The sequence below is a fragment of the Umezawaea beigongshangensis genome (assembly GCF_016464305.1).
GTDB classification, from domain to species: domain Bacteria; phylum Actinomycetota; class Actinomycetes; order Mycobacteriales; family Pseudonocardiaceae; genus Umezawaea_A; species Umezawaea_A beigongshangensis.
Genome location: NZ_JAEIOJ010000018.1, coordinates 14,733 through 41,599, shown reverse-complemented (window position 1 = coordinate 41,599; position 26,867 = coordinate 14,733). Strand labels below are relative to the sequence as shown.

Annotated in this window: 28 protein-coding genes; 9 read left to right on the top strand and 19 right to left on the bottom strand. The window is 72.1% G+C overall.

Translation table 11 applies throughout. From position 1 onward, the window contains the following. Positions 1–85: 85 nt before the first annotated feature. The 4 genes from IMZ35_RS28270 (at position 86) to IMZ35_RS28255 (ending at position 2,960) form a co-directional block, all read left to right on the top strand. Positions 86–535, top strand: coding sequence for an ATP-binding protein (locus IMZ35_RS28270; protein ID WP_199444254.1), 450 nt, complete (start codon positions 86–88; stop codon positions 533–535). Next, complete coding sequence (locus tag IMZ35_RS28265; RefSeq protein ID WP_307868943.1) at positions 532–1,272, top strand: SigB/SigF/SigG family RNA polymerase sigma factor; 741 nt, start codon at positions 532–534, stop codon at positions 1,270–1,272. Before IMZ35_RS28270 ends, IMZ35_RS28265 begins: the two co-directional genes overlap by 4 nt. A gap of 60 nt (positions 1,273–1,332) precedes the next feature. Further along, positions 1,333–1,764: a DUF4383 domain-containing protein gene (locus IMZ35_RS28260; protein WP_199444253.1), complete on the top strand. Its 432-nt coding sequence runs from the start codon at positions 1,333–1,335 to the stop codon at positions 1,762–1,764. A gap of 296 nt (positions 1,765–2,060) precedes the next feature. Further along, positions 2,061–2,960 (top strand): baeRF2 domain-containing protein, encoded by a 900-nt coding sequence (locus tag IMZ35_RS28255; protein ID WP_307868941.1) that lies wholly within the window; start codon positions 2,061–2,063, stop codon positions 2,958–2,960. A gap of 5 nt (positions 2,961–2,965) precedes the next feature. On the opposite strand, the gene IMZ35_RS28250 is transcribed toward IMZ35_RS28255, so the two are convergent. Next, the gene (locus IMZ35_RS28250) at positions 2,966–3,967 is read right to left on the bottom strand and encodes a DNA topoisomerase IB (RefSeq protein ID WP_199444252.1); all 1,002 of its coding nucleotides are present in this window, start codon (positions 3,965–3,967) and stop codon (positions 2,966–2,968) included. A 181-nt stretch (positions 3,968–4,148) separates the two neighbouring features. On the opposite strand from IMZ35_RS28250, the gene IMZ35_RS28245 reads away from it, so the two are divergent. After that, positions 4,149–4,535, top strand: a complete 387-nt coding sequence (locus tag IMZ35_RS28245; protein WP_199444251.1) for an STAS domain-containing protein — start codon at positions 4,149–4,151, stop codon at positions 4,533–4,535. 7 nt (positions 4,536–4,542) lie between these two features. Here IMZ35_RS28245 and IMZ35_RS28240 read toward each other — a convergent pair whose 3' ends face one another. The 3 genes from IMZ35_RS28240 to IMZ35_RS28230 form a co-directional block, all read right to left on the bottom strand. Further along, positions 4,543–4,911, bottom strand: coding sequence for a hypothetical protein (locus IMZ35_RS28240; protein ID WP_199444250.1), 369 nt, complete (start codon positions 4,909–4,911; stop codon positions 4,543–4,545). Between the two features lie 74 nt (positions 4,912–4,985). Continuing rightward, positions 4,986–5,438 carry a nucleoside deaminase gene (locus IMZ35_RS28235; RefSeq protein WP_199444249.1) on the bottom strand — a complete coding sequence of 151 codons (453 nt, stop codon included), beginning with the start codon at positions 5,436–5,438 and terminating at the stop codon, positions 4,986–4,988. Between the two features lie 68 nt (positions 5,439–5,506). After that, a complete protein-coding gene (locus tag IMZ35_RS28230) occupies positions 5,507–8,182 on the bottom strand; it encodes a CHAT domain-containing protein (protein WP_199444248.1) in 2,676 nt (891 codons plus the stop codon). A gap of 256 nt (positions 8,183–8,438) precedes the next feature. Here IMZ35_RS28230 and IMZ35_RS28225 point away from each other — a divergent pair, with 256 nt between their 5' ends. The 3 genes from IMZ35_RS28225 (at position 8,439) to IMZ35_RS28215 (ending at position 10,665) form a co-directional block, all read left to right on the top strand. Next, the gene (locus IMZ35_RS28225; protein ID WP_307868940.1) at positions 8,439–9,488 is read left to right on the top strand and encodes a S8 family peptidase; all 1,050 of its coding nucleotides are present in this window, start codon (positions 8,439–8,441) and stop codon (positions 9,486–9,488) included. Positions 9,489–9,620: 132 nt separating this feature from the next. Further along, entirely contained in the window at positions 9,621–10,238 is a 618-nt protein-coding gene (locus IMZ35_RS28220) for an RNA polymerase sigma factor (RefSeq protein WP_199444246.1), read from the top strand. After that, positions 10,213–10,665 (top strand): hypothetical protein, encoded by a 453-nt coding sequence (locus tag IMZ35_RS28215; RefSeq protein ID WP_307868938.1) that lies wholly within the window; start codon positions 10,213–10,215, stop codon positions 10,663–10,665. Before IMZ35_RS28220 ends, IMZ35_RS28215 begins: the two co-directional genes overlap by 26 nt. 148 nt (positions 10,666–10,813) lie before the next feature. Here the strand turns inward: IMZ35_RS28215 and IMZ35_RS28210 are convergent, their stop codons facing one another. The 6 genes from IMZ35_RS28210 to IMZ35_RS28185 all read right to left on the bottom strand — a co-directional run bounded on the left by IMZ35_RS28210 (position 10,814) and on the right by IMZ35_RS28185 (position 18,332). After that, complete coding sequence (locus IMZ35_RS28210; protein WP_307868937.1) at positions 10,814–11,356, bottom strand: snapalysin family zinc-dependent metalloprotease; 543 nt, start codon at positions 11,354–11,356, stop codon at positions 10,814–10,816. 141 nt (positions 11,357–11,497) lie between these two features. Further along, complete coding sequence (locus IMZ35_RS28205) at positions 11,498–12,658, bottom strand: alkaline phosphatase PhoX (RefSeq protein ID WP_199444243.1); 1,161 nt, start codon at positions 12,656–12,658, stop codon at positions 11,498–11,500. A gap of 123 nt (positions 12,659–12,781) precedes the next feature. After that, positions 12,782–13,378, bottom strand: coding sequence for a GTP-binding protein (locus IMZ35_RS28200; protein WP_199444242.1), 597 nt, complete (start codon positions 13,376–13,378; stop codon positions 12,782–12,784). Between the two features lie 35 nt (positions 13,379–13,413). Further along, the gene (locus IMZ35_RS28195) at positions 13,414–13,836 is read right to left on the bottom strand and encodes a roadblock/LC7 domain-containing protein (protein WP_199444288.1); all 423 of its coding nucleotides are present in this window, start codon (positions 13,834–13,836) and stop codon (positions 13,414–13,416) included. 5 nt (positions 13,837–13,841) lie between these two features. After that, entirely contained in the window at positions 13,842–16,826 is a 2,985-nt protein-coding gene (locus tag IMZ35_RS28190) for a nitrate- and nitrite sensing domain-containing protein (protein ID WP_307868935.1), read from the bottom strand. 459 nt (positions 16,827–17,285) lie between these two features. Continuing rightward, positions 17,286–18,332, bottom strand: a complete 1,047-nt coding sequence (locus tag IMZ35_RS28185) for an ABC transporter substrate-binding protein (protein WP_199444240.1) — start codon at positions 18,330–18,332, stop codon at positions 17,286–17,288. 186 nt (positions 18,333–18,518) lie between these two features. Here IMZ35_RS28185 and IMZ35_RS28180 point away from each other — a divergent pair, with 186 nt between their 5' ends. Continuing rightward, positions 18,519–19,685: a 4-hydroxybenzoate 3-monooxygenase gene (locus tag IMZ35_RS28180; protein ID WP_307868933.1), complete on the top strand. Its 1,167-nt coding sequence runs from the start codon at positions 18,519–18,521 to the stop codon at positions 19,683–19,685. A 410-nt stretch (positions 19,686–20,095) separates the two neighbouring features. Here IMZ35_RS28180 and IMZ35_RS28175 read toward each other — a convergent pair whose 3' ends face one another. The 9 genes from IMZ35_RS28175 to IMZ35_RS28135 all read right to left on the bottom strand — a co-directional run bounded on the left by IMZ35_RS28175 (position 20,096) and on the right by IMZ35_RS28135 (position 26,728). After that, positions 20,096–20,974: an ABC transporter ATP-binding protein gene (locus tag IMZ35_RS28175; protein WP_199444238.1), complete on the bottom strand. Its 879-nt coding sequence runs from the start codon at positions 20,972–20,974 to the stop codon at positions 20,096–20,098. Then, positions 20,974–21,804 (bottom strand): ABC transporter permease, encoded by an 831-nt coding sequence (locus IMZ35_RS28170; protein ID WP_199444237.1) that lies wholly within the window; start codon positions 21,802–21,804, stop codon positions 20,974–20,976. The genes IMZ35_RS28175 and IMZ35_RS28170 overlap by 1 nt, the downstream gene beginning before the upstream one ends. Continuing rightward, positions 21,801–22,568: an ABC transporter permease gene (locus tag IMZ35_RS28165; RefSeq protein WP_199444236.1), complete on the bottom strand. Its 768-nt coding sequence runs from the start codon at positions 22,566–22,568 to the stop codon at positions 21,801–21,803. The genes IMZ35_RS28170 and IMZ35_RS28165 overlap by 4 nt, the downstream gene beginning before the upstream one ends. Positions 22,569–22,713: 145 nt before the next feature. Further along, positions 22,714–23,460: a pseudouridine synthase gene (locus IMZ35_RS28160; RefSeq protein ID WP_229373537.1), complete on the bottom strand. Its 747-nt coding sequence runs from the start codon at positions 23,458–23,460 to the stop codon at positions 22,714–22,716. Continuing rightward, positions 23,453–24,142 carry an SMC-Scp complex subunit ScpB gene (gene scpB, locus IMZ35_RS28155; RefSeq protein WP_307868929.1) on the bottom strand — a complete coding sequence of 230 codons (690 nt, stop codon included), beginning with the start codon at positions 24,140–24,142 and terminating at the stop codon, positions 23,453–23,455. Before scpB ends, IMZ35_RS28160 begins: the two co-directional genes overlap by 8 nt. Next, the gene (locus IMZ35_RS28150) at positions 24,139–24,978 is read right to left on the bottom strand and encodes a segregation and condensation protein A (RefSeq protein WP_199444234.1); all 840 of its coding nucleotides are present in this window, start codon (positions 24,976–24,978) and stop codon (positions 24,139–24,141) included. The genes scpB and IMZ35_RS28150 overlap by 4 nt, the downstream gene beginning before the upstream one ends. Beyond that, positions 24,975–25,304 carry a hypothetical protein gene (locus tag IMZ35_RS28145; RefSeq protein WP_199444233.1) on the bottom strand — a complete coding sequence of 110 codons (330 nt, stop codon included), beginning with the start codon at positions 25,302–25,304 and terminating at the stop codon, positions 24,975–24,977. Before IMZ35_RS28145 ends, IMZ35_RS28150 begins: the two co-directional genes overlap by 4 nt. Further along, entirely contained in the window at positions 25,301–26,254 is a 954-nt protein-coding gene (locus IMZ35_RS28140) for a ParA family protein (RefSeq protein WP_438816914.1), read from the bottom strand. The genes IMZ35_RS28145 and IMZ35_RS28140 overlap by 4 nt, the downstream gene beginning before the upstream one ends. Positions 26,255–26,407: 153 nt before the next feature. Further along, positions 26,408–26,728, bottom strand: coding sequence for an ArsR/SmtB family transcription factor (locus IMZ35_RS28135; RefSeq protein ID WP_199444231.1), 321 nt, complete (start codon positions 26,726–26,728; stop codon positions 26,408–26,410). Between the last annotated feature and the right edge of the window lie 139 nt (positions 26,729–26,867).

The following is a 26,867-nucleotide window of genomic DNA, read 5'->3' as shown; positions in this document are numbered from 1 at the left end:
GAGAGACGGCCGACCGCGTGTGAATCCGGTGCGACCGGGTAACCGCAGAGCACCGGACCAGCGCGGGAAGGGGGCGTGGATCGTGGTGTCCCACTCGTCGCGAGCCACCTCCGGCACCCCCCTGGCCCGGACCGCTCGGAACGTCGTTCCCCCGGACGGGATCGAGATCCGGCTGCGCGCCACACCCGCGCACGTCCGGTTGATCAGGAGGGTGACCGCCGTCGTCGCCCGCAGGGCGGACCTCGGCGTCGACGACGTGGCAGATCTGGCGCTCGCGGTGGACGGCGCGTGCTCGTTGCTCGTGGAGAGGGCGGTGGAGGGGGCGGATCTGCTGTGCCGGTGCTGGGCGGACGTGCGGGGAGTGCACTTCAGCGCGGAGGTGAGCGCGCGGACGAGCCGGGTCCCGGACCCGCGGTCGTTCGGCTGGCGGCTCGTCCGGGCCATGACCACCACCGCGACGAGCTGGGTCGAGCCGGTGCGCGCCGCCGGGCACCCGCTGCACGTGGAGCTCTGGCGCAGAACGGCCGCGCCGTGACGGCTCCGGACCACGCCCTGGTGGAAGCGGTGTTCCGAGAGCTGGCTGCGACGCCCCCGGCGAGCGCGCGGCACGCGGAGCTGCGTCGCCACCTCGTGACGCTCCACCTCCCGGTGGCCCACCAGCTCGCGCGGCGCTTCGACGAGCGCGGCGAGCACCAGGAGGACCTGCGTCAGGTCGCGGTGGTGGGCCTGATCCACGCCGTGGACCGCTTCGACGTCGAGCGCGGCACCGACTTCCTGACGTTCGCCATCCCCACGATCACCGGCGAGATCCGCCGCTACTTCCGCGACCTGTGCTGCTCGGTGCGGGTGCCGCGGCGCTTGCGGGAGCTGGCGCGGGCGGTGGAGACCGCCACCTCGGAGCTGGCGCAGCAGACGGGCCGCTCGCCGACGCCGAGCGAGATCGCGTGGCACCTGCGGGTGAGCCTCGACGACGTCTTCGACGGCCTGCGGGCGGGCGGCGTCGACGATCCGGTGTCCATAGAGGACGACGAGGTGGTCGCCGAGACCCTCGGCGCGGAGGACCCGGCGCTGGAGGGGGTGGAGAACCACGAGTCCCTGTCGCCGATGCTCCGCTCGCTGCCGCGGCGGGAGCGTGACATCGTGGTGCTGCGCTTCTTCGGGAACCTGACGCAGTCGGAGATCGCCCAGCGCGTCGGGATCTCGCAGATGCACGTCTCGCGGCTGCTGGCGCAGTCGCTGTCGCAGTTGCGGCGGACGCTCGTGAGCGAATGACCCGCACGGACGTCGGCGCGGTGGTACTGGCCGATCCCCGCAGACGAGGGCTGGTGGAGCATGGCGCGCACGCGGAGGAACTCCAGAACCCTGCTGTGGCCCCAGTGGACGGCGGTCGCGCTCGGCGTTCTGCTGGCACTGCTCGGAACCGCTGATCTGCTGGCGACCGGCCTGGACGCGCCGACCGGCCAGCCCGACGCCCACGTGCTGGGCCTGCGGACCAACCCGCTTCAGGGTCTGCTGCACGTGGTGACGGGTGTGGCCGCGGTGCTCGCGGCGCCGTGGCTGCGCACGGAGCGCACGGCGTCCACCCTGCTCTCGATCGTCTACCTGGCGGCCGCGGCGGCCGGGACCTCCGGTCTGGAGCAGCCCGGCACGAACTTCCTCAACGCGAACGCCGGCGTCGTGGTGCTGCACTTCGCGGTCGGTGTGGGGTTCTTCGCGATCGCGCAGAGCTGCACCTGGTGCCGTCAGTGCGGGCACACCCCGTAGCGCTCGGCGGACGCGTCGGTCGACGGCGCGCACGATCGTCGGCTCGAAGTCCTCGTCCCGGTCCGCCGGGCGCGGAACCCGCTCCTCGACGCGAGTCTCCGGCACGACCGGCCCCGCACGCCGTCACCGCCGAGTTCCCGCGACACCGCGTCCCTCCACGTCGTGGTCGTCGACCGTTCTCCTCCCGTTCCCCCGCTGGTCTCGACCAGATCATCGATCGGACGGTCCGTGGTGTCGCGGACCCGTCCGCCGGGTACCGCTCTGGTGCAGAGCAGACCACCGGTTCGGAGGATCACGTGGACACGAGAGCACTGCGCGTGCTCGCCGCCGCCGAGGGTCCCTTCGTGTCGGTCTTCTTCGACGTGGAGCAGGCCGCGGACCTGCGGTGGACGGCGTTGCGAGACCAGTTGGAGGCGAGCGGCGCACCGCCGCTCAGCCTGAGCGCGGTGGACCGGCGGCTCGCCGAGCGGCCCTCGCCGCCGACCGTTCCCGGCCGGGCGCTGGTCGTGGCGCACGACCGCGTGCTGCTCGACGACGACCTGCCGGTGCGGCCCCGGACGACGATCGGCCGCTTCTCCTCGTCGCCCTACCTGCTGCCGCTGGCCGAGCTCGCCGAGCCGCTGCTGCCGCACCTCGTGGTGCGCCTGGGCGCCGACGGGGCCGACCTGCGCGGCGTGGACCGGTCCGGGCGACCGGTGGCGATCGGGACGGTGGGCGCCCTGGCCGGTGGGCGCGCGAGCCTCACCGACCTCGCCGACGAGGTGGTGGCGCTCGTCGAGCGGGTCGACGCGCGGGTCGTCGTGCTGTCCGGCTCACCGGCGGCGCGCTCCGAGCTGCGCACCGGGCTGCCGCCGGACTGCCGCGGGCTGTGCGTGGGCGTGGAGTGGCACGACGGGTTCCCGCTGCTGGCCAGCGGGGTGAGCGGTGACGCCGAGCTGGAGGTCGTGCGGCGCTTCCACGACGGGTCCTCCCCGGTGGCGCACGGCGTGGCCGACGTCGCGGCGGCCCTGGAGAGCGGCCGGGTCGAGGCGCTGCTGCTCACCGGGCCGCTGGTCGGCGACCGCCTGGTGCCGGGGACGTCGGAGCGGGCGGACGAGGCGCTCCCGCGCGCCGCCGCCCTGTGCGGGGCGCAGATCGTGCTCACCGGCGGCAGGGTCGCGCTGCGCGAGGACGTGGGGGCGCTGCTGCGGTCCTGAGGGCGTCAACCGGCCCTGCGCAGCATCTGCACCACGGCCCGCTCGGCGACCTGCCGCTCGTCGCCGCCGCGCGCCCGGCGCAGCGCGGCGCGGATCGTGGTGCCCTCCTCGAACGACCGCACCACCCTGGGGTCCACGTACGACCTGCGCGCCACGGCCGGGGTGTTGCCGAGGTGCTCGGACACCTCCCGCATCACCTCGGCCTCCGCCCGCCGCAGCCCGCGCTGCGAGGACGGCACGTCGGTCCGGGCGAACGCGACGGCGGCGACGACGGTGGCGTGCCAGGTGCGCAGGTCCTTGACGCTGAACTCGGAGCCGACCAGCTCCTTGAAGCGCTCGTTCACGTCGTCGGCGGTGACCTCGTGCCAGCCGTTCGGCGTGCGGTGCACCAGCAGGCGCTCGCTGCCGGAGCGGGCGCGCAGCAGCGAGCGCACCGCGGCGGCGAGCGGCGCGTCACCGGTGATCTGCTGGGACAGCTCGACGCCGCCCTTGGCCGGGTAGCCCAGCTCCACCGCGTCCCGCCGGACGGACGCGTGCTCCCGCAGCATCGTCGCCACCCCGTGCGTGCCGTTGTCCTCGGCGTACTCCTCGCCGCCCACGCGGAACGCCCCGCGGTCGAGCAGGCGCAGCGCCACGGCCCGCACCCGCGAGCACGTCAGCCCGCCGGTCTCCAGGTCGTGCGCGACGACCTCGCGGAAGCCCGGCAGCAGCGGTGCCAGGGCCAGCACGCGGTCGTGCTTCTCCAGGTCCCGCTGCACCCGCCACTGCTCGTGGTAGAGGTACTGGCGCCGGCCGGCGCTGTCCGTGCCTACCGCCTGGACGTGCCCGTTGTGCTGCGGGCAGATCCACACGTCCTGCCAGGCCGGCGGGATCGCGAGGGCGTCGATCCGCTCGCGGACCTCCGCGTCGGTCAGCGGCGCCCCGTCGGCGTCGGCGTAGCTGAAGCCCCGCCCGCGGCGACGACGGTGCCAGCCGGGTCCGGAGAGGTTGCTGCGCTTGAGCCTCATCAGGGGATGATTCCCACCGCGCACGGCGGTAAACGGCGTCGACCGCGGCGTCTCCCGGACGGTGAGAACGACCGGAGAACGCGGCTGGACGGACCTTGCCTCGCACTGCGGGCGCATCCACGACTACCGTGACCAGTGCACCAGGACGAGAAGGTCGTCTCGGACCGAGAGGAGAAATTCCGTGCCCGACCCCGCAGCAACGGACACGACCAAGCCCCAGCCACCGCTGGCGACGGTGCTTGTCGACCGGGTCGCACGCGACGTCGTGGTGTTGCAGGTGAGCGGAGAACTCGACACCACCAGCGCCGTCGAGCTCGTGCGCCCGCTGGAGACCCACCTCGTCGACGCCAACCGCGCCGTGATCGTCGACCTCGGCGGCGTCCGCTTCCTCGGTTCGGCCGGTCTGGAGGCGCTCGTCGTCGGCCAGCAGCGGGCGAAGGAGCACGACGTCGAGTTCCTGCTGGTCGCCGGGAGCCGCGCGGCCCTGCGGCCGATCCAGGCCACGGGCCTGGACGCCGTGTTCACCATCGTCGGCTCCACGTCCGAGGCCGTGGAGCGCTTCGTCTGACCTCGCGTCAGACGAGAGCCCGGCGCACTGTTCGGATGGCGCAGCGCACCGCGCTGACCAGGGGCAGTGCGCCGCGCTCGGCACGCTCGTGCTGCGGGCCCGGTGCCACGACCCAGCGGGTCGACGGCGCGGGAACCCGCCGCGGCCCCTGCCAGCACCGCACGTCGGGCGGCAGGACGGCCGGCACGGCCGTGACGTCCGGTGTGGCGAGGAACAGCCAGCGGGTGCGACCACCGGGAACGGCCAGGATCGGGCCGAGGGGACCGGCGAACGTGAGCTGGTGGCTCACCTCGCCCGCCCAGCTCGCCGGAACCTCCACCGCCGCGACACCCTCGCGCAGCACCAACGCGTCGCCTTCGAGGCACCAGGTCTCCATGCCCGGCGATCCTCGCCCCGGCTCGTGTCGGCTCCGTGTCCGGAGGGGCCGCGCGGTGTAACGGCCGGTAACGCTCAGTCCCGGCCGATGTCCTCGAACCACAGCTCCGGGTGCGCGGAGACGAAGCCGGTCATCAGGGCGACGCACTCGTCGTCGTCGAGGACCGTGATGCCCACGCCGTGCTCGGCGAGCCAGTCGTGGCCGCCGGAGAACGTGCGGGCCTCCCCGATCACCACCTGCGGGATGCCGAACTGGCGGACGAGCCCGGAGCAGTACCAGCACGGCGACAGCGTGGTCACCATGATCGTGTCGCGGTAGGTCGCCCTGCGACCGGCGGCGCGGAAGGCCGCGGTCTCGGCGTGGGTGGACGCGTCGTCGTCCTGCACCCGCCGGTTGTGCCCCCGCCCCAGCAGCGTCCCGTCGGAGGAGAACAGCGCGGCCCCGACGGGGACGCCGCCCGAGGCGAGACCGCGACGGGCCTCCTCGCGGGCGACGGCCAGCAGTTCCGCGGCGAATCCCGTGTCCATGCACGCACCCTGTCACCCCGGCACCGGATCTTCCAGGGGACGGCGCGGCCCGGACCCGGTGACCCGGTCTACCGCCCGGCGCCGCCCCGCGTCCGACCGCCCGCTCCGAAGCAGACGAACCCCGCGCTGGCGGCGAACGCGCCGTCGTCGCCCCCCGCCGAGTGGACGAGCTGCGCCGCGGCCAGCGCCGCCGCGGGGCCGAGCCCGGCGGTGAGCCCGCGGTGCAGCTCCACGACGAGCGGCGTCGTCACCTCGGTCGGCACGGGCAGCACGGGCGCGACGAGCGTCCGCGTGCCGAGTCCCAGCAGCGCCGCGGTGAACCCCATGAGCTCGTCACCGGGCCGCACGGCCGACAGGCCCGTGTCGCACGCCGACAGCACGACCCGCGACGGGGGCGTCCGCACCCGCTGCTCCAGGTCGTGCACGGTCAGCGGGCCGTCGGCCAGCTCCAGCGAGGAGAACAGCGGGTTGTCGGTGCGGAACGAGCCGTGCGCCGCCACGTGGGCCAGCGGCGCGCCGTCCAGCGCGGACGCGACGGCGTCGACGGTGGCGTCCGCGCCGATCAGCACGCGCGCCCCGGCCCCGCGCTCGCCGATCGCGGCGATCTCGGCGATCTCGGCGGGAGCGCCCGGCAGGTGGGGACCGGCCGCGAGCACGGGCCGTCCCGTCTCCGGCTCGTCGGTCAGCTCCGCCCGCAGCCACACCGTCGCCGAGGGGGCCACCGACACCGGCCGTCCGCGGCACGACGGCAGGACCGACCAGGGCAGCCCGTTGACCGCCGCCGTCGGCACGACCACCAGCGGCCGGTCGCCGACGCGCCGGGCCAGCGGCGCGAGCAGGCGGGCGTCCAGCAACGCGGCGGCGTGCTCGGCGCTCGCCCGCACGGACGCGCGGCCGGGGACGTCGTCCGGCAGCGTGACGAGCCGCTGCACGGCGAAGCGCAGCAGCCGCAGCTCCCGGTCCAGCCCCGCCACCCCGCCGAGCCGGTGCAGCGTCGCCCGGCCCGCGACCACGACCACCGCGAGCAGCTCGTCGTCGCTGGTGACGAACTCGACCAGGGCGTCGTCGCCGAGCTGCTCGGCGAGTGCCCGCACGGTGGGGGGTCTGCTCACCGCGCCCCCGCCGCCGCTGACCCGGCGGGTCAGCTCGCGCACCCGCTGCTCCAGGCGCAGCTGCCGCTGCCGCAGGCTCCCGGTGGCGCGACCGCTCGTCAGCGCGGCCTCCAGGTCGGCGGCGACCACGCGCAGCTCGGCCAGCGCGTCGGCCAGCCGCGGGTCCTCCGGCGGACGGACGGGCGTCATCCGCAGCGCCCCGGCCCGCCAGCTCTCCGCCCAGGTCAGCACCTCCGACGGCCGTCCGGCGGTCACCGCCGCCCGCAGCCCCTCCTCGGCCAGCGCCTTGCCGTGCGCACCGGACAGCGCCCGCAGCTCGGAGGCGCCCAGCGACGCCCGGTGCTCGTCGAGCAGCAGCAGGCCGCGGCGCAGCGCCCGCTGCGACCCCCGCACGTCACCGGCCAGCCCGCGCCGCAGCCCCTCGGCGTACCAGCCCGTCGCCCGCTGCGCCGCCGGGCCGCCGCGCCGGAAGCGCGCGGCGGTCTCCAGCTGCCGCGAGGCCCGCCGCGTCGCCCCCAGTGCCACCGCGACCAGCGCCGCGTCCACCCGCGCCTCCAGCGCGGGCACCGGCCAGCCCAGCGCGTCCAGCCGGTCCGCCACGCCGATCAGGGCGGTGCACAGCCGGGTGTCGCGCCGGCCGCTGAGGTAGGCGGCCCGCAGCTCCACGTGCCGCGCGCTGGCCTCCCACACCCCGCGGCCCTCGCGGCGGAACCCTCCCCGCGCCTGCGCCGCCCTGCTCGCCGCCAGGTCCAGGTCCCCCGCGGCCAGCGCCACCCTGGCCCCGTGGAACAGCGCCTCGGACCTGGCCAGGACCTGGGCCGGTCCGCGCAGGTCGACCAGCGCGCGCTGCACCGCGGCTCCGGCCTCCTCCAGCAGCGGCACCGACACCAGCAGCTCCAGCCGGTTGACCAGCAGCGCGGAGCGGGGCACGTCCAGCCGCCGGTACTCCTCGTCCGCCTCGGCGAACAGCGTCAGCGCCCGCGGCACGTCACCGGCGCGCGTCGCGGAGATCCCCGCGTTCCACACCACGTCGGCCCTGGCCAGCTCCAGCCCCAGACCGCTGTAGATCTCCGCGGCGCGGGCGAAGTCGTCGTCGGCGGCGCGCAGCCCGCCGCAGTAGGCGCGCAGCAGGCCGCGGTTGTTCAGCGCGCGGGCCTCCACCAGGCGGTCGCCGAAGCGCCGCACCACCTCGATGGCGTGGTTGTACTCGCGCAGCGCCTCCTCGTAGCGGCACAGGTAGTGCAGCACCACCCCGCGCTGCATCCGCGCGTGTCCCGCGTCCACCCCGTGCAGCACCGGCACCGCGGCGTTGACCTCCCGCAGCGCCACCCCGTGCCGACCGGTGTTGGACAGCACGAACGCCAGGCTCATCCGCGCCAGCGCCGCGTACCGCCGCGATCCCGCCCGCTCGGCCGTGCGCACCGCGCGGCGCAGGTGGCGCAGAGCGCCGTCGAAGTCCTGGATCTCGCGCAGGCACAGACCGATCGCCCGCTGCGCCGCGGACGCCTCCTCCGCGTCACCGCGGGCGCGGGCGAGCACCAGCGCCCGTCGGCCCACCTCGGCCGCGGCGCGCGGATCGCGCTGCCTGGCGTCCAGCGCGGCTGCTGCGGAAACGACGGGAACGGACGCCACCAGCGCATTTTACATTCAACCTATTCGGGTGATGCCGCTGTGGTAGCTTGCTCGCGCTCGTTGATCGACCTCTCGTACACCCTCAACTCGCAGTGGGGTCGTCGTGTCGAAATCCGCTGATCGCGCCGAGCTTTACCTCAAAGCTTTTGGCGAGGTCCTCGCACGGGACAAGAACATTCGCCTGCACGCCGAACGAGGACGGGAGTTCCTCTTCAGGCCGGGTCAATTGCTCGTCACCGAGCAAGACACCGAACGGGTGATTCAGAAGTTGAGGCAGAACGGTTTCGCGGTCGAACGCGGGCGCGGGTTCGCGGGTGTGTCGCGCCTGCTGCTGCCGCGCAACCCCGACGACGTGCCGACCGTGGTGCGGCTGCTCCGCTCCCCGGAGACGTGGCCGGGCGAGCGCGTGCCGCACGTCCAGCCGCACCACCTGGTGATCGGCAACGGCGGCAACATGCACGGCAACCCCGGCCAGCCGCCGCGCCCCGCCCCGCCGCTGGCCGATCCCGACCCGGAGCACGCGGGCGACGGCGAGGGCGTCGCGGTGGCCGTGCTCGACACCGGCATGTCCGGCACGGCCGCGACCGACCACCCCGTGTGGATCGGCACCTCCTACCTCGCGCGCCCCGACGAGGTGGACGCCGCCTACTCCACCGAGGACCTGTTCGCCCTGGAGGGCGGGCACGGCACGTTCGTCGCCGGTGTGGTGCGCCAGGCCGCTCCGGCGGTGCGCGTCGACCCGGAGAGGGTGCTGGACCCGAACGGCATCGGCGACGAGGAGGGCCTGGTGCTGGCGCTCGGCTCGTTCGACGAGCAGGTGCGGGTGGTGAACATGTCGCTGGGCTGCTTCACCCAGGACGACGTGGCCTCCGAGCCGCTGCGCCGGGCCCTCGCGGCGGTGCCGGAGGAGGTCGTGCTGGTGGCGTCGGCGGCCAACCAGGGCACGACCCGCCCGAACTGGCCCGCGGCGTTCGACCGCGTCGTGGCGGTCGCCGCGGTGGCGCGCGACCTCGACGGCGTCCTCACCCCCGCCTGCTACAGCAACCACGGGCACTGGGTCGACGCGTGCGCGGTCGGCAACCGCACGAGCACCTACCTGAAGGGCCGCTGGTTCCTCCCCGGCGACCCGGCGCCCGAGCAGTTCGACCTGCACGCCTACTGGCTGGGCACGTCGTTCGCCGCGCCGCACGTGGCCGGCCGGATCGCGGCGCTGATGACGACCGGGGGCCTGTCGGCGACGCAGGCTCGCGACCAGTTGCTCCTCGGTTCCGAGTTCTTCCCCGGTTACGGTGTCCTGGTGGACTGACACGAGGGACCCGTCACGTATCCGGAGCGCTCCGCCGCGCTCCGTACTGCGTGACGGAACCTCGGCGCGTTGCGCGATCAGCCCCGCGGGGCAGCCCGGCGGAGGCCGCTCTGCTGGACGGGAGGAGAGGCCGTGACCCGTGCACTGCCGACGGCCGCGCTCGTCACCGCGGCCTCGGAGGGCGATCAGGGGGCGTGGAACGAGATCGTCGAGCGCTACACGCCGCTGGTGCTGTCGGTGATCTACAAGCACCGGCTGAGACCGGCGGACGCCGCGGACGTCAACCAGACGCTGTGGCTGCGGCTGGTCGAGCAGATCTCGCGACTGCGCGACCCCGACGCGCTGCCGGGCTGGATCACCACCACGACGCGCAACGAGTGCCTGCGGGTGCTGCGGTTGCAGCAGCGGACGCTGCTGTTCGACCCGCTGGCCCCCGACGAGCAGCCGCCGGCCGCCGTGGTCGACGATCCGGACGCGGACATGGTCGCGGCGGAGCGCGGCCAGGCGCTGCGGGAGGGCTTCGCGCAGCTCTCCGAGCAGTGCAGGGCCCTGCTGTCCCGGCTGCTGGCCGATCCGCCGGCGAGCTACGCCTCGATCAGCGGACAGCTCGGCGTGCCGATCGGCAGCATCGGCCCGACCCGCATCCGCTGCCTGGACAAACTGCGCAAGACGCCGGCCGTGATGCGGTGCGTCGACGCCTCGGAGACCGGAGGAGGTGTGCTCGGTGCCTCACGCGTGGGACAGCGATGAACGGCTGCTGGAGGATCTGCGCGACGCCGTGACCGGACCCGGTCCGGTGCCCCCGGAGTACCTGGAGGCCGGCAGGGCGGCGTTCGCGTGGCGCACGATCGACGCGGACCTGCTGCTGCTGACGAGCTACGACTCGGTGCTGGACCCGGAGCTGGCGAGCCGGGCCCGCTCGGCGCTGGCCGCCCGGCAGCTGGTGTTCGACGCCGACGGGGTGTCGGTGCAGGTGGAGGTGACGGCGGCGGGGATCGCCGGGCAGCTCGTGCCTCCCGCCCCGGCCCGCGTGCGGCTGCTCACCGCGACCGGCTCCGCCGAGGAGACGGAGGCGGACGAACTGGGGTTCTTCGTGCTGGGCACGCCACCGCCGGGACCGGTCCGGTTGCGCTGCGCGGGAACGTCGACGTTCGTGACCGACTGGTTCCTCGTCTGAGCGGTTCGTGTTCTCGCGAACGGGCGCTGCCGCTCTCCCCGGCCCGTTCGCGAGAACCGGCCGGACGAGCTGGCGGGGTCCGCCTCGCGGTGGTGCGCGGCTGGTCCGGCGCGACGGGGAGAGGGCGGAGCTCCCCCCACCGCGGCTGTCAGCCGACGAACTCCCGCTGCCAGTCGAGAACGGTCCTGCCACCGCCGAAGTTCGCGTTCACCTCGGCGATCTCGGCGGCGTTGGGATTGGGGTTGGTGCACGCGACCCCGGCGCTGCTGCCCGACATGAGGCTGGTGCACGGGCCCGGCTTGCGGTCGGGCAGGCCGAGGATGTGGCCCAGTTCGTGCGACGCGATCCGCACCGGGGCGTAACCCTGGTTCGTGGCCTGCCGGCCCATCCACACGCGGCCGTTGCCGAGACTCGTCGTCTGGGCGCGCGGCCAGCCGTCGTCCGCGACGATCGTGACGTTCGCCGGGCTGCCGGCGACGAACCGGACGGTCGTGACCCTGCTGTTCCAGATGGCCGCGCCCTGGTCGACCGCCGACCTGAACTCCGCGGCGCCGGAAGCGTTGTAGTAGATGGTCCTGGCCGCGGCGGCCTGCGGCTGCGGCGCGGCGGTGGCCGTGCCGGAGTGCAGACCCGTCAGCGCGAGCGCCGCCACGGAGGCGGCGACGAACGCCCTTGCTGTGCGCAGTAGCACGATGAACTCCTCACCGTTGCAGGGAAAAAGAACGGCCCCGACATGTGCAGGGTTTTGGGGCCGCCTTCTCCGCAACGTATCGGCACTCCGGAGGACCGTCAACGCGACCATTGTCCGAACGTTGCCGCGGTCAATTGTGAATCAGCGGCGAAACGGTCCGGAGACCTCGTAGGTGATGCCGCCGCTGCTGCTCCCCGTCGTCCCCCGCTGCGAGGAGAAGTACAGGCGGTCCCCGGCCGGGGTGAACGCCGGTCCGGTGATCTCCGAACCGCTCTGTCCCGGCACCCGCAGGAACGGTGCCACGACACCGGACGGTGTGATGAGGCAGATCTCCATGTTGCCGCCGTCCTCGGCGACGAACAGGTCGCCCCCGGAGGAGCGGGTCACGTTGTCCACTCCCGTCAGGGGCGCGGACCCCGAGGTGACGAGCGAGTCGTCGTAGGTCAGGGCGATCGTGCTCGACGCCGCGTCGTAGGCCCAGACCCGGTTGTCGCCCTTGGTGGTGAACCAGCAGGTCCCGTCGGCGTAGTAGCAGCCCTCGCCGCCGTTGAAGCGCTTGGCCGCCGGAACCTGCGAGCGGGTCGCGGTGGGGCTGCCGTCGGGGTCGGGCACGCGCTGCCAGGTGACGGCCCCCGAGGTCTGCGAGGACGATCCGCACAGCACCTCCAGCACACCGCTGCCGAGATCGCCCCACGTCGTCGGGCGGAAGCGGTAGAAGCAGCCGTCGGGGACGTCCTCGGTCAGGTAGAGCACTCCCCGGTCCGGGTCTGCCGCGCACGCCTCGTGCTTGAACCGCCCCATCGCGGGCCGCGCGACCGCCGCGGTGCGCCCCCACGGGTCCGTCTCCCACACCTGTCCGCGGTCGACCTCCTCGCACGAGAGCCAGGTGTTCCACGGCGTCGCACCACCCGCGCAGTTGACGTTCGTGCCCGACAGGGTGCGGTAGGCGTCCACGACCGTTCCGTCGGGGCCGAAGCGGATCGCGCCCGCTCCCCCGGTGCTGGAGACCTCGCTGTTGGACGTGTAGATCCAGCCGTCGCCGTCGGCGAAGCACGCGCCGCCGTCGGGCGCCGGGTGCCAGGTGTAGGAGGTGCCGGGGACCCGCTGACCGGTGCGGGCCACGACGCGGCCGGTGAACCCGGACGGCAGCGCCAGACCGCTGGGGCCGACCGGCTGGAGCGGGCCGTAGGGGCTGGGACCGGGCTGTGCGCCCGCCGCGAGGGCCTCGCGCCACGAGGCTCCGCCGAACGCGGCGGCCGCTGCTCCGACCACCGCGACGCGCAAGAAGTTCCGTCGTTCCACCGTGCACTCCGTTCGTCGCCGACCGTGCCTCTCAGCATCGCGGCGACGAACGGGTGCGCGGTGAACTCCGCCTGAAAGTCCCCCGAAGAGTCGTGGGTTCCGGTCAGGAGTCGACGAGAACCGTCACACTAACGTCGGTTGACGCAGCGCGTGTTCCACGAGGGTGATCAGGATCTGCTTGGTGGACTGCCGGTTGCGCGCGTCGCAGGTCACGATCGGCACCTTCGCGTCGATCGTCAGCGCTTCCCGCACGTCCTCCACCCGGTGGTGCAGCAGGCCGTCGAAGCAGTTCACCCCGACGACGTAGGGCAGTTCCCTGTCCTCGAAGAAGTCGATCGACGCGAACGCGTCGGCCAGCCTCCTCGTGTCGACCAGCACGACGGCGCCGATCGCGCCGCGCACCAGGTCGTCCCACATGAACCAGAACCTGTGCTGACCCGGCGTGCCGAACAGGTACAGGATCAGGTCCTGGTCGAGCGACACGCGACCGAAGTCCATCGCCACCGTGGTGGTGACCTTGTTCGGCGTCGCGGACAGGTCGTCCACCCCCGCGCTCGCCTCGGTCATCACGGCTTCGGTCGTCAGCGGGACGATCTCCGACACCGAGCCGACGAAGGTCGTCTTGCCGACACCGAAACCACCGGCCACCACGATCTTCGTCGACGTGACGGCCGTGGTGGCGCTGGGTGACCCCGGCCTGCCGGGAACACCATCGCTCATCGCAGGTCTGCTTTCTCTTCAGTGTCCCGGCAGCCTCAGCCGCGCATCGAGACGTGCAGCTGGGCGCGGATCTCCGGTGTCAGCTGGATGCCGACCCGCTCGACGAGACGGGTCATCGCGTAGCCGATGAGCCCGATGTCGCAGTTCGGCGCGGCGAGCACCGCCAGGCACGAGCCGTCGCTGATCGACATCAGGAACAGGTAGCCCCGCTCCATCTCGACGACGGTCTGCTTGACGTCACCGGCCTCGAAGCAGCGAGCGGCGCCGATGTTCAGGCTCACCAGACCCGACGCCACCGCGGCGAGCTGCTCCGCGCGGTCGATGGGCAACCGCTCCGAACCCGCCAGCAGCAGACCGTCCGCCGACACCACGATCGCGTGCGCGACGCCCGCGACCCGGCTGACGAAGTCATCGACCAGCCAGCTGAAGTTCTCCAGCTCCTCGGACGCTCCCGTCACGGTGGTCACCCCTGCTCCTTCTGTGTTTCACGGTGGGACTCCGGGAAGAGCGGCAGGTCGCCCGCCGCGCTGTCCTCCAGCGAGCTGCGGCCCATCTGCACACCGCGCTGGTAGGTCGCGAAGCGCTGCCGCAGCGCGTCGGCCGACCGGCCGCGCGCCACGATCGGGGCCACGGGTGCGGTGGCGGTCGCGACTCCGCCGGACGGCGTGGCCGCGGAGGACGATGACGTCGAGGACGGCGACGTCGAGGACGGCGACGGCAGCGCGCCGGGGATCAGCCTGGCCTTGGGCGTGCGCTTGGGCAGGCCCGCGGTCGTCTTGTCCTCGGTCTCGGTCTTGAGCGCCTTGGCCGCGGCGTTCCAGCCGTCGTCCGCGGTGCCCCAGTCAGCGGTGCCCCAGTCAGCGGTGCTCCAGTCCGCCGCACCTCCCGCCGCGGGACGGGGAGCGGGCGTGTCCACCGGCTTCGCGGCCGGTGGCTTCGCGGGCAGCGGCGCGACGGAGCGCGGCACCGGCGGCACGCGGGGGGCGTCGGCGACGGGCTCGGTGATCACCGCGTGCTGACCGGTGTGACCGTTCGACGCGGCCCGTGCGGAACCGGCGCCGTCGACCGGGGCTCCGTGCTGGGGAGCGCCGGGTGGCGTGGTCCCCCCGGCTCCGGCCGCGCCGCTCTGGAACCAGCGGGACAGCACGTCCTCGTAGATCGGCAACCGCTCGGTGGCCGGGTCCGGCCGGGGCTCGGGCACGACCTCGGTGCGCGGGATCTGCCTGGTCGTGCTCGACAGCGACGCCATCGAGCCGGTGTGCCCACCGGGCGTGTAGGAGTGGTCGACCTCCTCGGCCGGCGGGTAGGAGTAGTCGGGCGCTCCGCCGCGCACCGGGAGCGGGGAGGACTCCACCGGTTCCAGCGCCGTGAACAGCCCGGAGGGATCGGACTCCTCGACCAGGTGGTGCGATCCGCCGTCCTCCTCCGCCGTGCCGAACACCGGCGGGAAGGTGCCGGAGGACACGGCGCTGTCCGGGTTCCACTTGGGCAGACCCGAGATCACGCCGGCGCCGGTCTCCTCGGCGGGTGCCGGACGCCGGGCGAGCTCGGAGGCGCGCTGCTCGCGAGCCGGGGCCGGGAGGGGAGCCGCGCCGCGGTGCAGCAGCACCGCCGGCAGCACCACCTGGGCGGTGACACCACCCTCTATGTCGTCGTTGTTGCTCAGCGACACCGTGATGTCGTGCCGCTTCGCGAGCTGACCGACCACGTACAGGCCCATCTCGCGCGCGACGGACACGTCGACCTCGGGCGGCTCGGCGAGGCGGTGGTTCGCCTCGACGACGTCGGACTCCTGCATGCCGACACCGCGGTCGTGGATGCGGATGGAGACCTCGCCGCGCCTGGTCTCCACGGCCCGCACCGTGACCTTGGTGGTCGGCTTGGAGAACGCCGTGGCGTTGTCCAGCAGCTCGGCGATGAGGTGCGCGAGGTCGTTGACCACGCGTCCCTGGACCTGGAGCTCCGGTGCCGGCGCGATCTGCACGCGCGCGTACTTCTCCACTTCGGACACCGCGGCGCCGAGGACCTCGGCGATCGGGACCGGCCTGGTGACGCGGCGGGTGACCGTGGTGCCGGAGAGCACCAGCAGGTTCTCGCTGTTGCGGCGCATCTGCGTCGCGAGGTGGTCCAGCTCGAACAGGCTCGCGAGCTGGTCGGGGTCCTGCTCGTCCTGCTCCAGCCGGTCGATCACGGTGATCTGGCGCTCGACGAGGGCCTGGCTGCGGCGGGACAGGTTGATGAACATGTCGTTGACGTTCGCGCGCAGCGCCACCTGCTCGACCGCGAGGCGCACGGCCTCGCGCTGCACGGCGTCGAACGCGCGCGCCACCTGGCCGAACTCCTCGGTCGTGTCGACCGGCACCGGCACCACCGACTCCTCCGCGGCGCGGTTCGGGTCGCGGTGGGTCCGGATCCGCTTGATCGCCTCCGGGAGGTGGACCCTGGCCACGTCGAGCGCCGTGCGGCGCAGCAGCCGCAGCGGCAGGATCATCGACCGGGCGACGACCGCCATGAGACCGAACGCGAGCACCAGGGCGAGCGCGACCAGCGCCGCGTCGCGCCAGGCGTCGGTGCGGGCCTGGTCGATCGCGGCGACCGCGGCCGCGTCCGCCTGGCGCTCGACGTCGTCGGCCACGCCGCGCAGCAGGCCCGTGGTCTCCTCGCCGACCCGCATCACCTCGGTGTCGTTCGCGGCGACCTCGTCTCCGGCGGCGTCCTGGACCAGCGACAGCGTGATGAACGCGTTGCGGCCGTCCACCGAGCCGCCGCTCACGCGGTCCTGGTAGAGCTGCCGGTTCGCCTGACTCGTGACGTCGCCGTAGTCGACGAGAGCGGCGTCCACACGGGACTGTGCGGCGCGCAGCGCGTCCGCCTGTCCCGGTGCGAACGATCCCGTCCTCGCCGCGCCGATCAGGATCGCGTTCTGCTGGCCCATCTGCTCCTTGGCGCTGTAGAGCGCCTGGGCCGACAGCGCCAGCGGCGTGATGTCGGAGTCGCTCAGGCTGCTGACCGTCGCGCGGTGGACCTGGCTGAGCACGCCGAGGACCTGGTTGTAGGCGCTGATGACCGACTGGTACGGGTACTTCGACGTCAGCAGCGTGGTGCGCAGCGACGTGAGGCCGTCCAGCGACTGCAACGACTTCCGGTAGGACTCCCGAACAGCGCTGTTGGTGCCGGAGAGCACCTCGGCGACCTCGCGGTAGCGCCCGACCTCCGCGTCGGACTTCGCCACCCTGGCGGCGTGCTCACCGCTGTTGCTGGACCTGCCCCCCGCCACGTAGGCCACGGCGGCGTTGCGCTCCAGCTGGAGCGCGTCCTCGACCTTCGCCGCCTGAGCGCTGAGCTGCAACTCGCGCTGCACGCGGTCGAACGTGCCGACGTCGTCGAGCTGCGTCTCCAGGCGGAGTCCCGCGAGCGCGAGCGTGCTCAGCGCGGGAACCAGCAGCACCACCGCGAGCTTGCTGCGGAGTCGCCAGTTCCGGAGCCGCCACCGGCGTACCCCCCTGATCGTGGAGACCTGCCGACCGGAATCGTCCGTTGTGGACGGAGACGGAGGGGCGGCGGACTCTTCGCCCGCATCGTTGTAGCTTCTAGCTCGGTCCGGATCAGGTCCGGACGCGTGGTCACCCTGACCGCGCACGGTCACACACTCCCCAAGCCCCCCGGCCAGTGGAACAACATTTGTGCAGAAACCTGGTGGATCTTCGAGGAAAAGAAGCCGAAGTCATACCGCCGTTCGGAGCAGGAACACCGGACTTGTCGAACCGTGCAGCGAACGGTCTTCCACCAAACGATCGCCGACGTTGCTGCTGAGCCATTTCGTCTGGGCTGCGCGATGTGGAAACGAGCAGGGGGAGCACGTGCATCCGCACCACGTGCTCCCCACGGCTCAGCGGAACTGGTCCGATCAGCTGCCCGAGGGCACGACCAGCATCGGCTTCACGTCGAGGTCGTTCTCCAGCGCCCCGTAGGTCTTCATCAGGTCCGCGACCCGCTGAAGACGCGTGGCGTCCAGCGAGGTCGGGTAGTCGCCGAAGTGCACGAGACTCGCGGTCTCCTTGTCCACTCCCGCGTATTCCACCAGCAGGGGCTCGACCGTGGGGCGGTCGGCGGCGTCCTTCTGGCCCTTGGCCATCGCGCGCTGGAACGCGGCGACGGTCTTCGGGTTGGCCGCGGCGAACTTGCCGGTGGCCGCGTAACCCGCGATCGGGATGCCGTCGGTGGGACCGGAGGCGGCGTCCAGCACGGTCACCTGACCCTCCTCGCGGCTGGCCTTGGTGATGAAGGGCTCCACCATGAACGCGGCGTCGACCTGGCCGTTCTTGACCGCGGCCTGCATGTCGGGGAAGGCGATCTCCTTGAACGTCACCGACTTCGGGTCGACGCCGTTGGTCTCCAGCGTGGCCTTGGCGGTCAGCTCGGCGATGTTCGCGAAGGTGTTGATGGCGACGGTCTTGCCCGCCAGGTCCTTGGCGCTCTTGATGTTCGAGTCGCCCTTCGCGAGGATCAGGAACATCTCCGGCTTGGCCTGGTAGCCGTCCGAGACGATCTTCAGGCCGTCGGCGTCGCTGACCGCGCCCTTGGCCTGCGCGGCGAAGAACGACACGAAGTTGCCGAAGGAGAAGTCCAGGTCACCGTTCTTGAGGCCGGGGATCGCGGCGGCGCCGCCCTGGATCTTCGTGACGTTGACCTCCAGCCCCTCCTCCGTGAAGTAGCCCTTCTTCTGGGCGATGTAGACCGGAGCCGTGTCGATCACGGGGATGACGCCCAGCGTGATCTTCGACTTCTCGACCTGACCGTTTCCGCTCTCGGCCGGTGCGGTGGTTTCCGCCGAGGGACCACCGAGCATGCCGCAGCCGGAGACCGTGGCGAGCAGGGTGAGGGCGGACAGACCGCCGACGATCGCGCGCAGGGTGGCGAACGATCGCGCCGAGCGGCCGGATCTTGGAGCCATGGGGGCACTCTCCTGTTGGAGCTCGAGCCGGTGAGGGGGCAGGATGCTCGATCGCACGAAGCAGCAGATCCACTCAGAGCGATTGACGTGGTTCTGCAAACCCCAGTCGATCGACACTCGAAGGTGTGAACGAATCACCTTCGGTGAGCATGATTGCACAGGCTGTCTAGAGCTAGGGGGACACGGGTGAACACCGCAGTTGGCATTGTGGGCGCTGGACCTTCCGGACTGCTGCTCGCGAACCTGTTGCAGCAGGCGGGAATTCCCTGCGTGGTGCTGGAACGGGGTACGCGGGAGTACATCGAGACCAGACCGCGCGCCGGAGTTCTGGAACACCGGTCGGTCGAAGCGCTGAAGCGTCACGGCCTGGCGGACCGCCTGCTGGCCGAGGCCGACCGGCACGGTTCGTGCGAGTTCCGGGTGAACGGCCGACCGTTCCAAGTGGACTACGCGGATCTCTACGAGGGCCGCACGCACTACATCTACCCGCAGCAGGAGGTGGTGAAGGACCTGCTCGGCGCGTTCCTGGCGGGCGGCGGGGACGTGCGTTTCGAGGTGCCCGACGCCGAGCTGCACGACCTGACGAGCGAGCGGCCCTCTATCACCTGGACCTCCCCCGACGGTACCGCCGAGAGCCTGACCTGCGACTTCGTCGCCGGGTGCGACGGGTTCCACGGCGTCTCGCGGCGCAGCGTCCCCGAGGGAGCGGTGTCGAACGTGGTGCTGCACCACGGGATCGGCTGGCTGAGCATCCTCGCCGAGGCGCCGCCGTCGACCAGGAGCGTCATCTACGCGCTGCACGAACGCGGCTTCGCCGGCCACATGCTGCGCAGCGCCACCGTCAGCCGCTACTACCTCCAGGTGCCGGTGGACGAGTCGCCCGACGACTGGAGCGACGAGCGCGTGTGGTCGGAGCTGAACACGCGCATGGCGCTGGCCGAGGGGAATTGGCGGCTCACCGAGGGAAAGATCGTGGAAAAGCGCGTTCTGGACATGCGCAGTCACGTCGTCGAACCGATGAACCACGGTCGCCTCTTCCTGCTCGGCGACGCCGCACACATCATCACGCCGGTGGGCGGAAAGGGGATGAACCTCGCGCTGCACGACGCGTCCGTGCTGGGCGACGCATTCGCCCTGCACTACGGAAGCGGTGACGAATCGCTGTTGAAGAGCTACTCCGACGTGTGCCTGCGTCGCGTGTGGCGTGCGCAGGAGTTCTCGCATTGGATGGCGGGAATGATCCACACGTCGGCCGAGCCGTTCCACGCCCGTCTGGCTCAGTCACGACTGGAGCACCTGCTGGAGTCCAAGGCCTACCGCTCGACCTTCGCCCAGAACTACGTGGGCGTCTAGGAATGCGCGGGATCTGACGCGCGTCACGGGATTCGGTGCCGACCGGCGCGGGCCGGCACCACCCCGCGCCATTCGGCGTCGGCGCGGCGCGCACACCCGCTCCGGTTTCCGCGAGTTCCGCGTTCCGCACTCGCGACGCACCGGATCACCACCGCGGAAGAATGCTCGCCCCCGCCAGTCCGCACCGTTCACGAGCACGTGCCACCGACCGTCCACCTGCAACGGTCGTTGCTCGGACGTCCACCTGCAAGAGCACAATCGTACACAGTGGACGGTCGTGGCCGCCGTGCCCGCCGCGGCCGGGACCGGATCGCCACGGCCCGCACGGCCCCCAGAACGCGCGTGAGGGCCTGCCGCGCGCAGCACGCGCGGCAGGCCCTCACGAGGACGTGCTCAGCAGGCGGACCCGCTCAGTCGGCGACGGCCTCCCGGTCCGCCCTCTCCCGGTTGGCGGCGCGCTCGGCGGCGACCCACTTCGCGGCCTGCGCCTCGTCGGACCTCCGCTTCGCGGTGATCGCCTCCGTCTTGCCCACGTTCAGCAGCCGCGCCACCTCGGCGCGCAGCTCGACGAACTCCTCGGCCTCGCGCGTCGTGATCTGGTCCCGCACCGCGGGCAGGTTCACCGGCAGGTCGGCCACGACGGACGCCGGTGACTTCGTCAGCACCAGGACGCGGTCGCCCAGGTACACGCTCTCGTCGATGTCGTGCGTGACCACGACGACGGTGGTGTCGTGCTCCCGCTTGACCTTCAGCAGCAGGTCCTCCAGCTCGAAGCGCGTCTGCGCGTCGACGGAGGCGAACGGCTCGTCCATGAGCAGCAGGGCGGGCCGGTAGGCCAGCGCCCTCGCGATGGCCACGCGCTGCTGCATGCCGCCGGAGAGCTGCCACGGGTACTTGCCGCCCGCGCCGGACAGGCCGACCTGATCCAGCGCCTCGGCCGCGCGGGCGCGGCGCTCGGCGCGCTTCAGGGTGCGCTTGAGCGGGAACTCGACGTTGCGCTGCACCGACAACCACGGGAACAGCGAACGGCTGTAGTCCTGGAAGACGACCGCGAGGTCCTCCGGCACGCCGCGCACGGCGTCACCGTGCAGGGTGACGTCACCCCTGGTCGGACGGATCAGGCCGGAGATGGTGCGCAGCAGCGTGGACTTGCCGCAGCCGGACGGGCCGACGACGCAGACCAGTTCGCCGGCGTCCACGCGGAACGACAGACCGTCGATGGCGGTGTGCGCCCCGGACTTCGCCTGGTAGGTGTGGCCGAGGTCGGCCACTTCGAGCATCGTCGTCATCACTTCGCTCCTGCCGTTGCGACGGCGGCCGGTGTGGTGGTGGTGCCGGTGGGGGCGTGCTCCTGCTTCGGCTGCCACGCCAGTGCGCGGTGCTCGACGGCCAGCAGGACGGTGTTGAACACGTAGCCCAGAACGCCCAGCAGCACGATCTCGGCCCACATGTCGGGGAACTCGAACTCGCGCTGGGCCAGCAGCATCTGCGCGCCGATGCCGTTGTCGGTGCCGACCAGCTCGGAGATCACCATGAGCACGAGCGACAGCGACAGGCTCACCCGCAGTCCGGCGAAGATCTTCGGCGCCGCCGCGGGGAGGACGACGCCGAAGATCCACTGCGTCCTGGGGACGCGGAAGACCGCGGACGTCTCGACCTTGGTCCGGTCGACCGAGCGCGCCCCGTCGACGGTGTTGAGCAGGATCGGCCAGACGATGCCGAAGACGATCGTGGCGAGCTGCATCTGCGTGCCCAGCGTGAAGATCAGCAGGAACACCGGCACGAGCGCCGGTGGCGGGATGGACCGCATGAACGTCAGCAGCGGCCCGCAGTACTGCATCGCCCGCTCCGAACGGCCGAGGGCGAGCCCGAGCGCCACGCCGACGACACCGGCGATCACCCAGCCGATCAGCAGCCGCTGGACGCTGGGGACCACGTGGTCGAACACGACGTCGGTGAGGAACAGCGTGTCGGCCGTGCCGGAGAACCACAGCTCGGCCGCCGCTTCCGCGATCCGCGACGGCGGCGGGAAGTACGCGTCCTCCGCGAAGCGCGCCGCCGCCTCCCACAGCGCGACCAGGACGACGAACACGCCCCACCGCTGGAGGAACCCGCTCACGACGCCTCCCCCGTGACCGAGCTCCAGCCGACCCAGCGCCGCTGGGCGCGCTCGAACGCCTCGTTGAGCAGGTAGCCGATGACGCCGGCGACGACGGTCCCGGCGAGCACGAGGTCCATCCGCCCCGCGCCGGACCGGGCGACCATGATGAACTCGCCGATCCCGCCGCTGCCGCCGACGAGCAGTTCGACGCTGATCAGCACCACCAGGCCGGTCGTGGCGGCGAGGCGGACGCCGGTGATCACGAACGGCAGCGCGCTCGGCAGCGCGACGAAGAACAGCACGCGCAGGCGGTCGGCGCCGAACACCCGCGCGGTCTCGACGAGCAGCGGGTCCAGCTCGTCGAGCGCGTAGATCGTGTTGAACAGCAGCGGCCACACCGCCGCGTACACCGCGAGGGTGATCTTGGTCTCCGGCCCGATGCCGAGCACCACCACCGCCAGCGGGATCAGCGCCACGGACGGGATGGGCCGGAGGAACTCGATCACCGCTCTGGTGGCGTGCCGCACGGCGGGAACGCTGCCGAGAACCAGTCCGAGCGGAACCGCTATTCCCACCGCCAGAGCGATCACGATGAGCAGCGCCAACAACGTGGCTATCACGACCCGAACAAATGCTTCAGTGGCCAACAATTCGGCCAATCGGCCGAACACCGTTGATGCAGGTGGCAGCGTACCGCTGCTGACCAGGCCAGATCGGCCGAAAAGTTCCCACACGACCAGGAACGCAACGACTCCGAGTAATCCTCGGGTGAGCGCACGCACGCGCAACGCCTCTTCCCAGTTGATCAAACCCGACTTTCGGGCATCACCCTAGAGGGGGAAAAGACGTCAACACAATGCGTACCGAGGGAACTACAATCGCCGCTCGGTTAATCCGCTGTCCGCTCGGGCGCTGACCAGCGCGAACTCACAGGCCGACGGCCTTGTAGAGCGCGCCGACCTCCTGCCGGTTGAGGACGCGCATCGAGCCGGGACGCTGGTTGCCGAGGTACACCTGGTCGATCGCCGTGCGCACCAGGCTCTGCACCGGGTAGCCGACCTCCTCCAGCAGGCGACGCACGATGTGCTTGCGGCCCTCGTGCAGCACGAGTTCCACGAGCGCCTTGCCCGGCATGGAGTCGACGAGCTTGAACGAGTCGACCTTCACCGGCCCGTCCTCCAGGACGATGCCCGAGCGCAGGCGCTTGCCCACGTCGCGCGCGACCGGCCCCGGCACCTCGGCCAGGTAGGTCTTGCTGACGTTGTAGGACGGGTGCATCAGGCGGTGCGCCAGCTCGCCGTCGTTGCTGAGCAGCAGCAGGCCCTCGGTGTCCGCGTCGAGGCGCCCGACGTGGAACAGCCGCTCCTTGCGCTGGTGCAGGTAGTCGCCGACGCAGGGGCGGTGCGTCTCGTCGTGCATCGTCGACAGCACGCCCTTGGGCTTGTTGAAGGCGATCGTCACGACCTCGTCGTTCAGCACCACCCGCACGCCGTCGACGTGCACCACGGCCTTGTCGGGGTCGATGCGGCGGCCCTGCTCGCGCACCACCTTCCCGTCGACCTGCACACGCCCCTGGTCGATCAGCTCCTCGGACACGCGCCGCGAAGCGATGCCCGCTTTCGCGAGCACCTTCTGCAGCCGCACACCCTCGGCCGGGGAACTGAGTTCAGACATCGTCGATCGCATCCACTTCGGGCAACAGGGGAGCGATCGGGGGCAGGTCCGCCAGTGAGGACAGCCCCAACCGCTCCAGAAACAATTCGGTCGTCCGGTAGAGGATGCCACCTGTCTCGCCGTCGGTGCCCGTCTCCCCGATCAGGCCGCGCGCCACGAGGGTCCGGATCACCCCGTCGACGTTCACCCCGCGGACCGCGGCGATCCTCGCCCTGGTGACCGGTTGCCGGTAGGCGATCACCGCCAGGGTCTCCAGCGCGGCGCGCGTGAGCTTGGCCCGCTGGCCGTCGAGCAGCAGTTTCTCCACGAACGGCGCGTACCGGTCGCGGGTGTAGAACCGCCAGCCGTCACCCGCTCTGCGCAGGTCGATGCCGCTGCCGGACCCGGTGTAGCGGTCCGCCATCCGCCGCAGGGTCGCCGTGACGCGATTCACCGGCTGACCGAGCGCGGAGGACAGCAGTTCCTCCGACGCGGGCGAGTCGACGACCAGCAGCACCGACTCCAGGGCGCCCTCGAACTCGGCGTCGTCCTCCAGGTCGGGCAGCGCCGAATCCTCTCCGACGTCACCCGCTCCGGTGACATCCTTCTCGGCGTCGTCCTTCTCGGTGTCGTCCTTCTCGGTGTCGTCCTTCTCGGTGGACATCACCCCGGCGGGCTCGGCCGGTGTCTCGGAGTCGCTCACCCGTACTCCTCCTCCTCCTCGTCGGTCCGGCTCGGCCCGCCGTGCGCGAGTGCCTCCGCCAGCGTTCCGCCGATCCAGCGGACGTGCAGCTCCTCCAGCGCGTCCGGCTGCTCGAACGCCAGCACCTGCTCCCGGTACAGCTCCAGCAGCGCGAGGAAGCGGGCCACGACCTCCAGCGTCTCGGCGCAGTCCGCGGTCAGCTCGGCGAACGTGGCCTCGCCGACCTCGGCGAGCCGGACGCGCAGCAGCGCGGCGTGCTCGCGGACGGACACCCGCGCGACGTGCAGGTGCGACAGCGACACCGACGGCGGCGGCTTGGGGCGGAACACCGCGGCGGCGACGTCGGCGAACTGCGCCGGTCCGACGCCCAGCATCACCTCGGGCAGCAGTCCCTCGAAGCGCTGCTCCAGCGCCACCGAACGGGGGTAGCGGCGCAGCGCGCCGCGCTCCAGCTCGGCGAACAGCGCGGCGACCTGCTTGTACGCCCGGTACTGCAACAGCCGCGCGAACAGCAGGTCCCGCGCTTCCAGCAGCGCCAGGTCCTCCTCGTCCTCCACGTCGCCCGCGGGCAGCAGCCGTGCCGCCTTGAGGTCCAGCAGGGTCGCGGCGATGACGAGGAACTCGGTGGTCTCGTCGAGGTCCCACGCCTCGCCCCTGCCCCTGAGGTGGGCGATGAAGTCGTCGGTGACGGTGTGCAGCGCCACCTCGGTGACGTCCAGGGTGTGCTGCGAGATGAGCTGGAGCAGCAGGTCGAACGGACCCTCGAAGTTGGTGAGCTTGACGGTGAAGCGGCCCTCGGCCACCTCGTGCGCCACCGGTCCTGGTCGTTCGCTCACCGCTGGTTCTCCTGGCGCAACCCGCGCACCAGGAGCGAGTCCGCGCCGCGGGACTCGAAGTCGGCGAGCAGCACGGCGACGGCCTCGCGCACCACCCTGCCCCGGTCGGCGACCAGGCCGTGCGCGGCGCGCAGTTCCAGCCTGGCCCGCTCCAGGGCGAGCAGCTCCTCGTCGGACACGTAGACGGTGATCTTCGTGTCGTGCTTCTGCCGCCCGCTGCCCCCGCGCTCGGGCGCGGCCTCGCGCGGTTCCTGCGAGGTGGTGCGTGCGAGACCGGTCGGGCGGAACAGCTCGGACGCGCCGGGGAGGGAGGCGCGGCGGGTCACCTGACGGCCACCTCGCGGGCCAGGACCTCGCGGGCCAGCGCCCGGTACGCCTTCGCCCCGGCCGAGCGGGGCGCCCACTTGGTGATCGGCTCACCGGCGACCGTGGTCTCCGGGAAGCGGACGGTGCGGTTGATCACCGTGTCGAACACCACCTCGCCGAACGCCTCGACCACCCGCGCCATCACCTCGCGCGAGTGCAGCGTGCGCGGGTCGTACATGGTGGCGAGGATGCCGGTGATCTCCAGCTTGGGGTTCAACCGCTCCCTGACCTTCTCGATGGTGTCTATCAGCAGCGCGACACCGCGCAGGCTGAAGAACTCGCACTCCAGCGGGATGAGCACCCCGTCGGCGGCGGCGAGCGCGTTGACCGTGAGCAGGCCGAGCGAGGGCTGGCAGTCGACCAGCACGTAGTCGTACAGGTCGATCACCGGGCGCAGGGTGCGGACCAGCGTGTGCTCGCGGCCGACCTCGGACACCAGCTGGATCTCCGCGGCGGACAGGTCGATGTTGCTGGGCAGGAGGTGCATGTCCTCCACGCCGGTGTCCATGATCACGTCCTGCACCCCGACGGAGCGCTCCATGATCACGTTGTAGATCGTCTGGTCCAGGTGGTGGGGCTGCACGCCCAGGCCGACGGACAGGGCGCCCTGCGGGTCGAAGTCGACCAGCAGCACGCGGCGGCCGTACTCGGCGAGCGCGGCGCCCAGGTTGATCGTGGACGTGGTCTTGCCGACGCCGCCCTTCTGGTTGCAGATCGCGAGGATCTGCGCCGGGCCGTGCCGGACGACGGGCCGCGGGTCGTCGACGTGGCGCAGGGGCCGGCCGGTGGGACCGATCTCGCCCTCCGCCTGCTCGTGGGCGTCCTCGTCCACCGGGGCCGCGTGGGGCGCGAGGCTCAGGTCCACCGACGCGCGGGGCACACCGGGGTGCGTCGGCGGTGGGGTGCGCATCTCCCCGCCGTGCACGTGCTCCGGTGATGACATGGCCCCTGCCGCACCCTCTCGACGCTCGGTCCGCTCGCTCCGGCGCAGCCTAGGGCGAGGACGGCGGTGCGGCAACGCGCCTCGCCGGGCGGACGCCGGCCGATCCGTCGCGCACGCCGATCAGACGGGCACACCGGGCCGGGACACGGCGGTGAGCACCACGTCGAGCAGTCCGGGGAACAGCTCGTCCAGGTCTTCGCGGCGCAGCGACACCCACCGCTGGTTCCCGCAGCAGCGCGTCCTGGTGATGCCGTTCTCCCGCAGCACCCTCAGGTGCTGGGACAGCGTGGACTTCGCGACGCCGACGGCGAAGTCGCCGCACAGCTGTTCGCCGTTCGCCTGGATCTGACGCACCACCCTGAGCCTCGTCGGGTCGCTCAGCGCGTGCAGGACCCCGGCGAGTTCGATGTGCGATCTCTGCGGCTCCTCCAAGTTCGGCACGAAAACACCGTACCGGTGCGACGACGGCTGTGACAGGAACTCCGTTACGAAGTGACACGAAATGTCCCCAGACCTGTCCAGCGCACGTCGTCGCGCGCGCCGGTTTCCCGTCACAACGCCCCGCTGAGCGGGGACGATC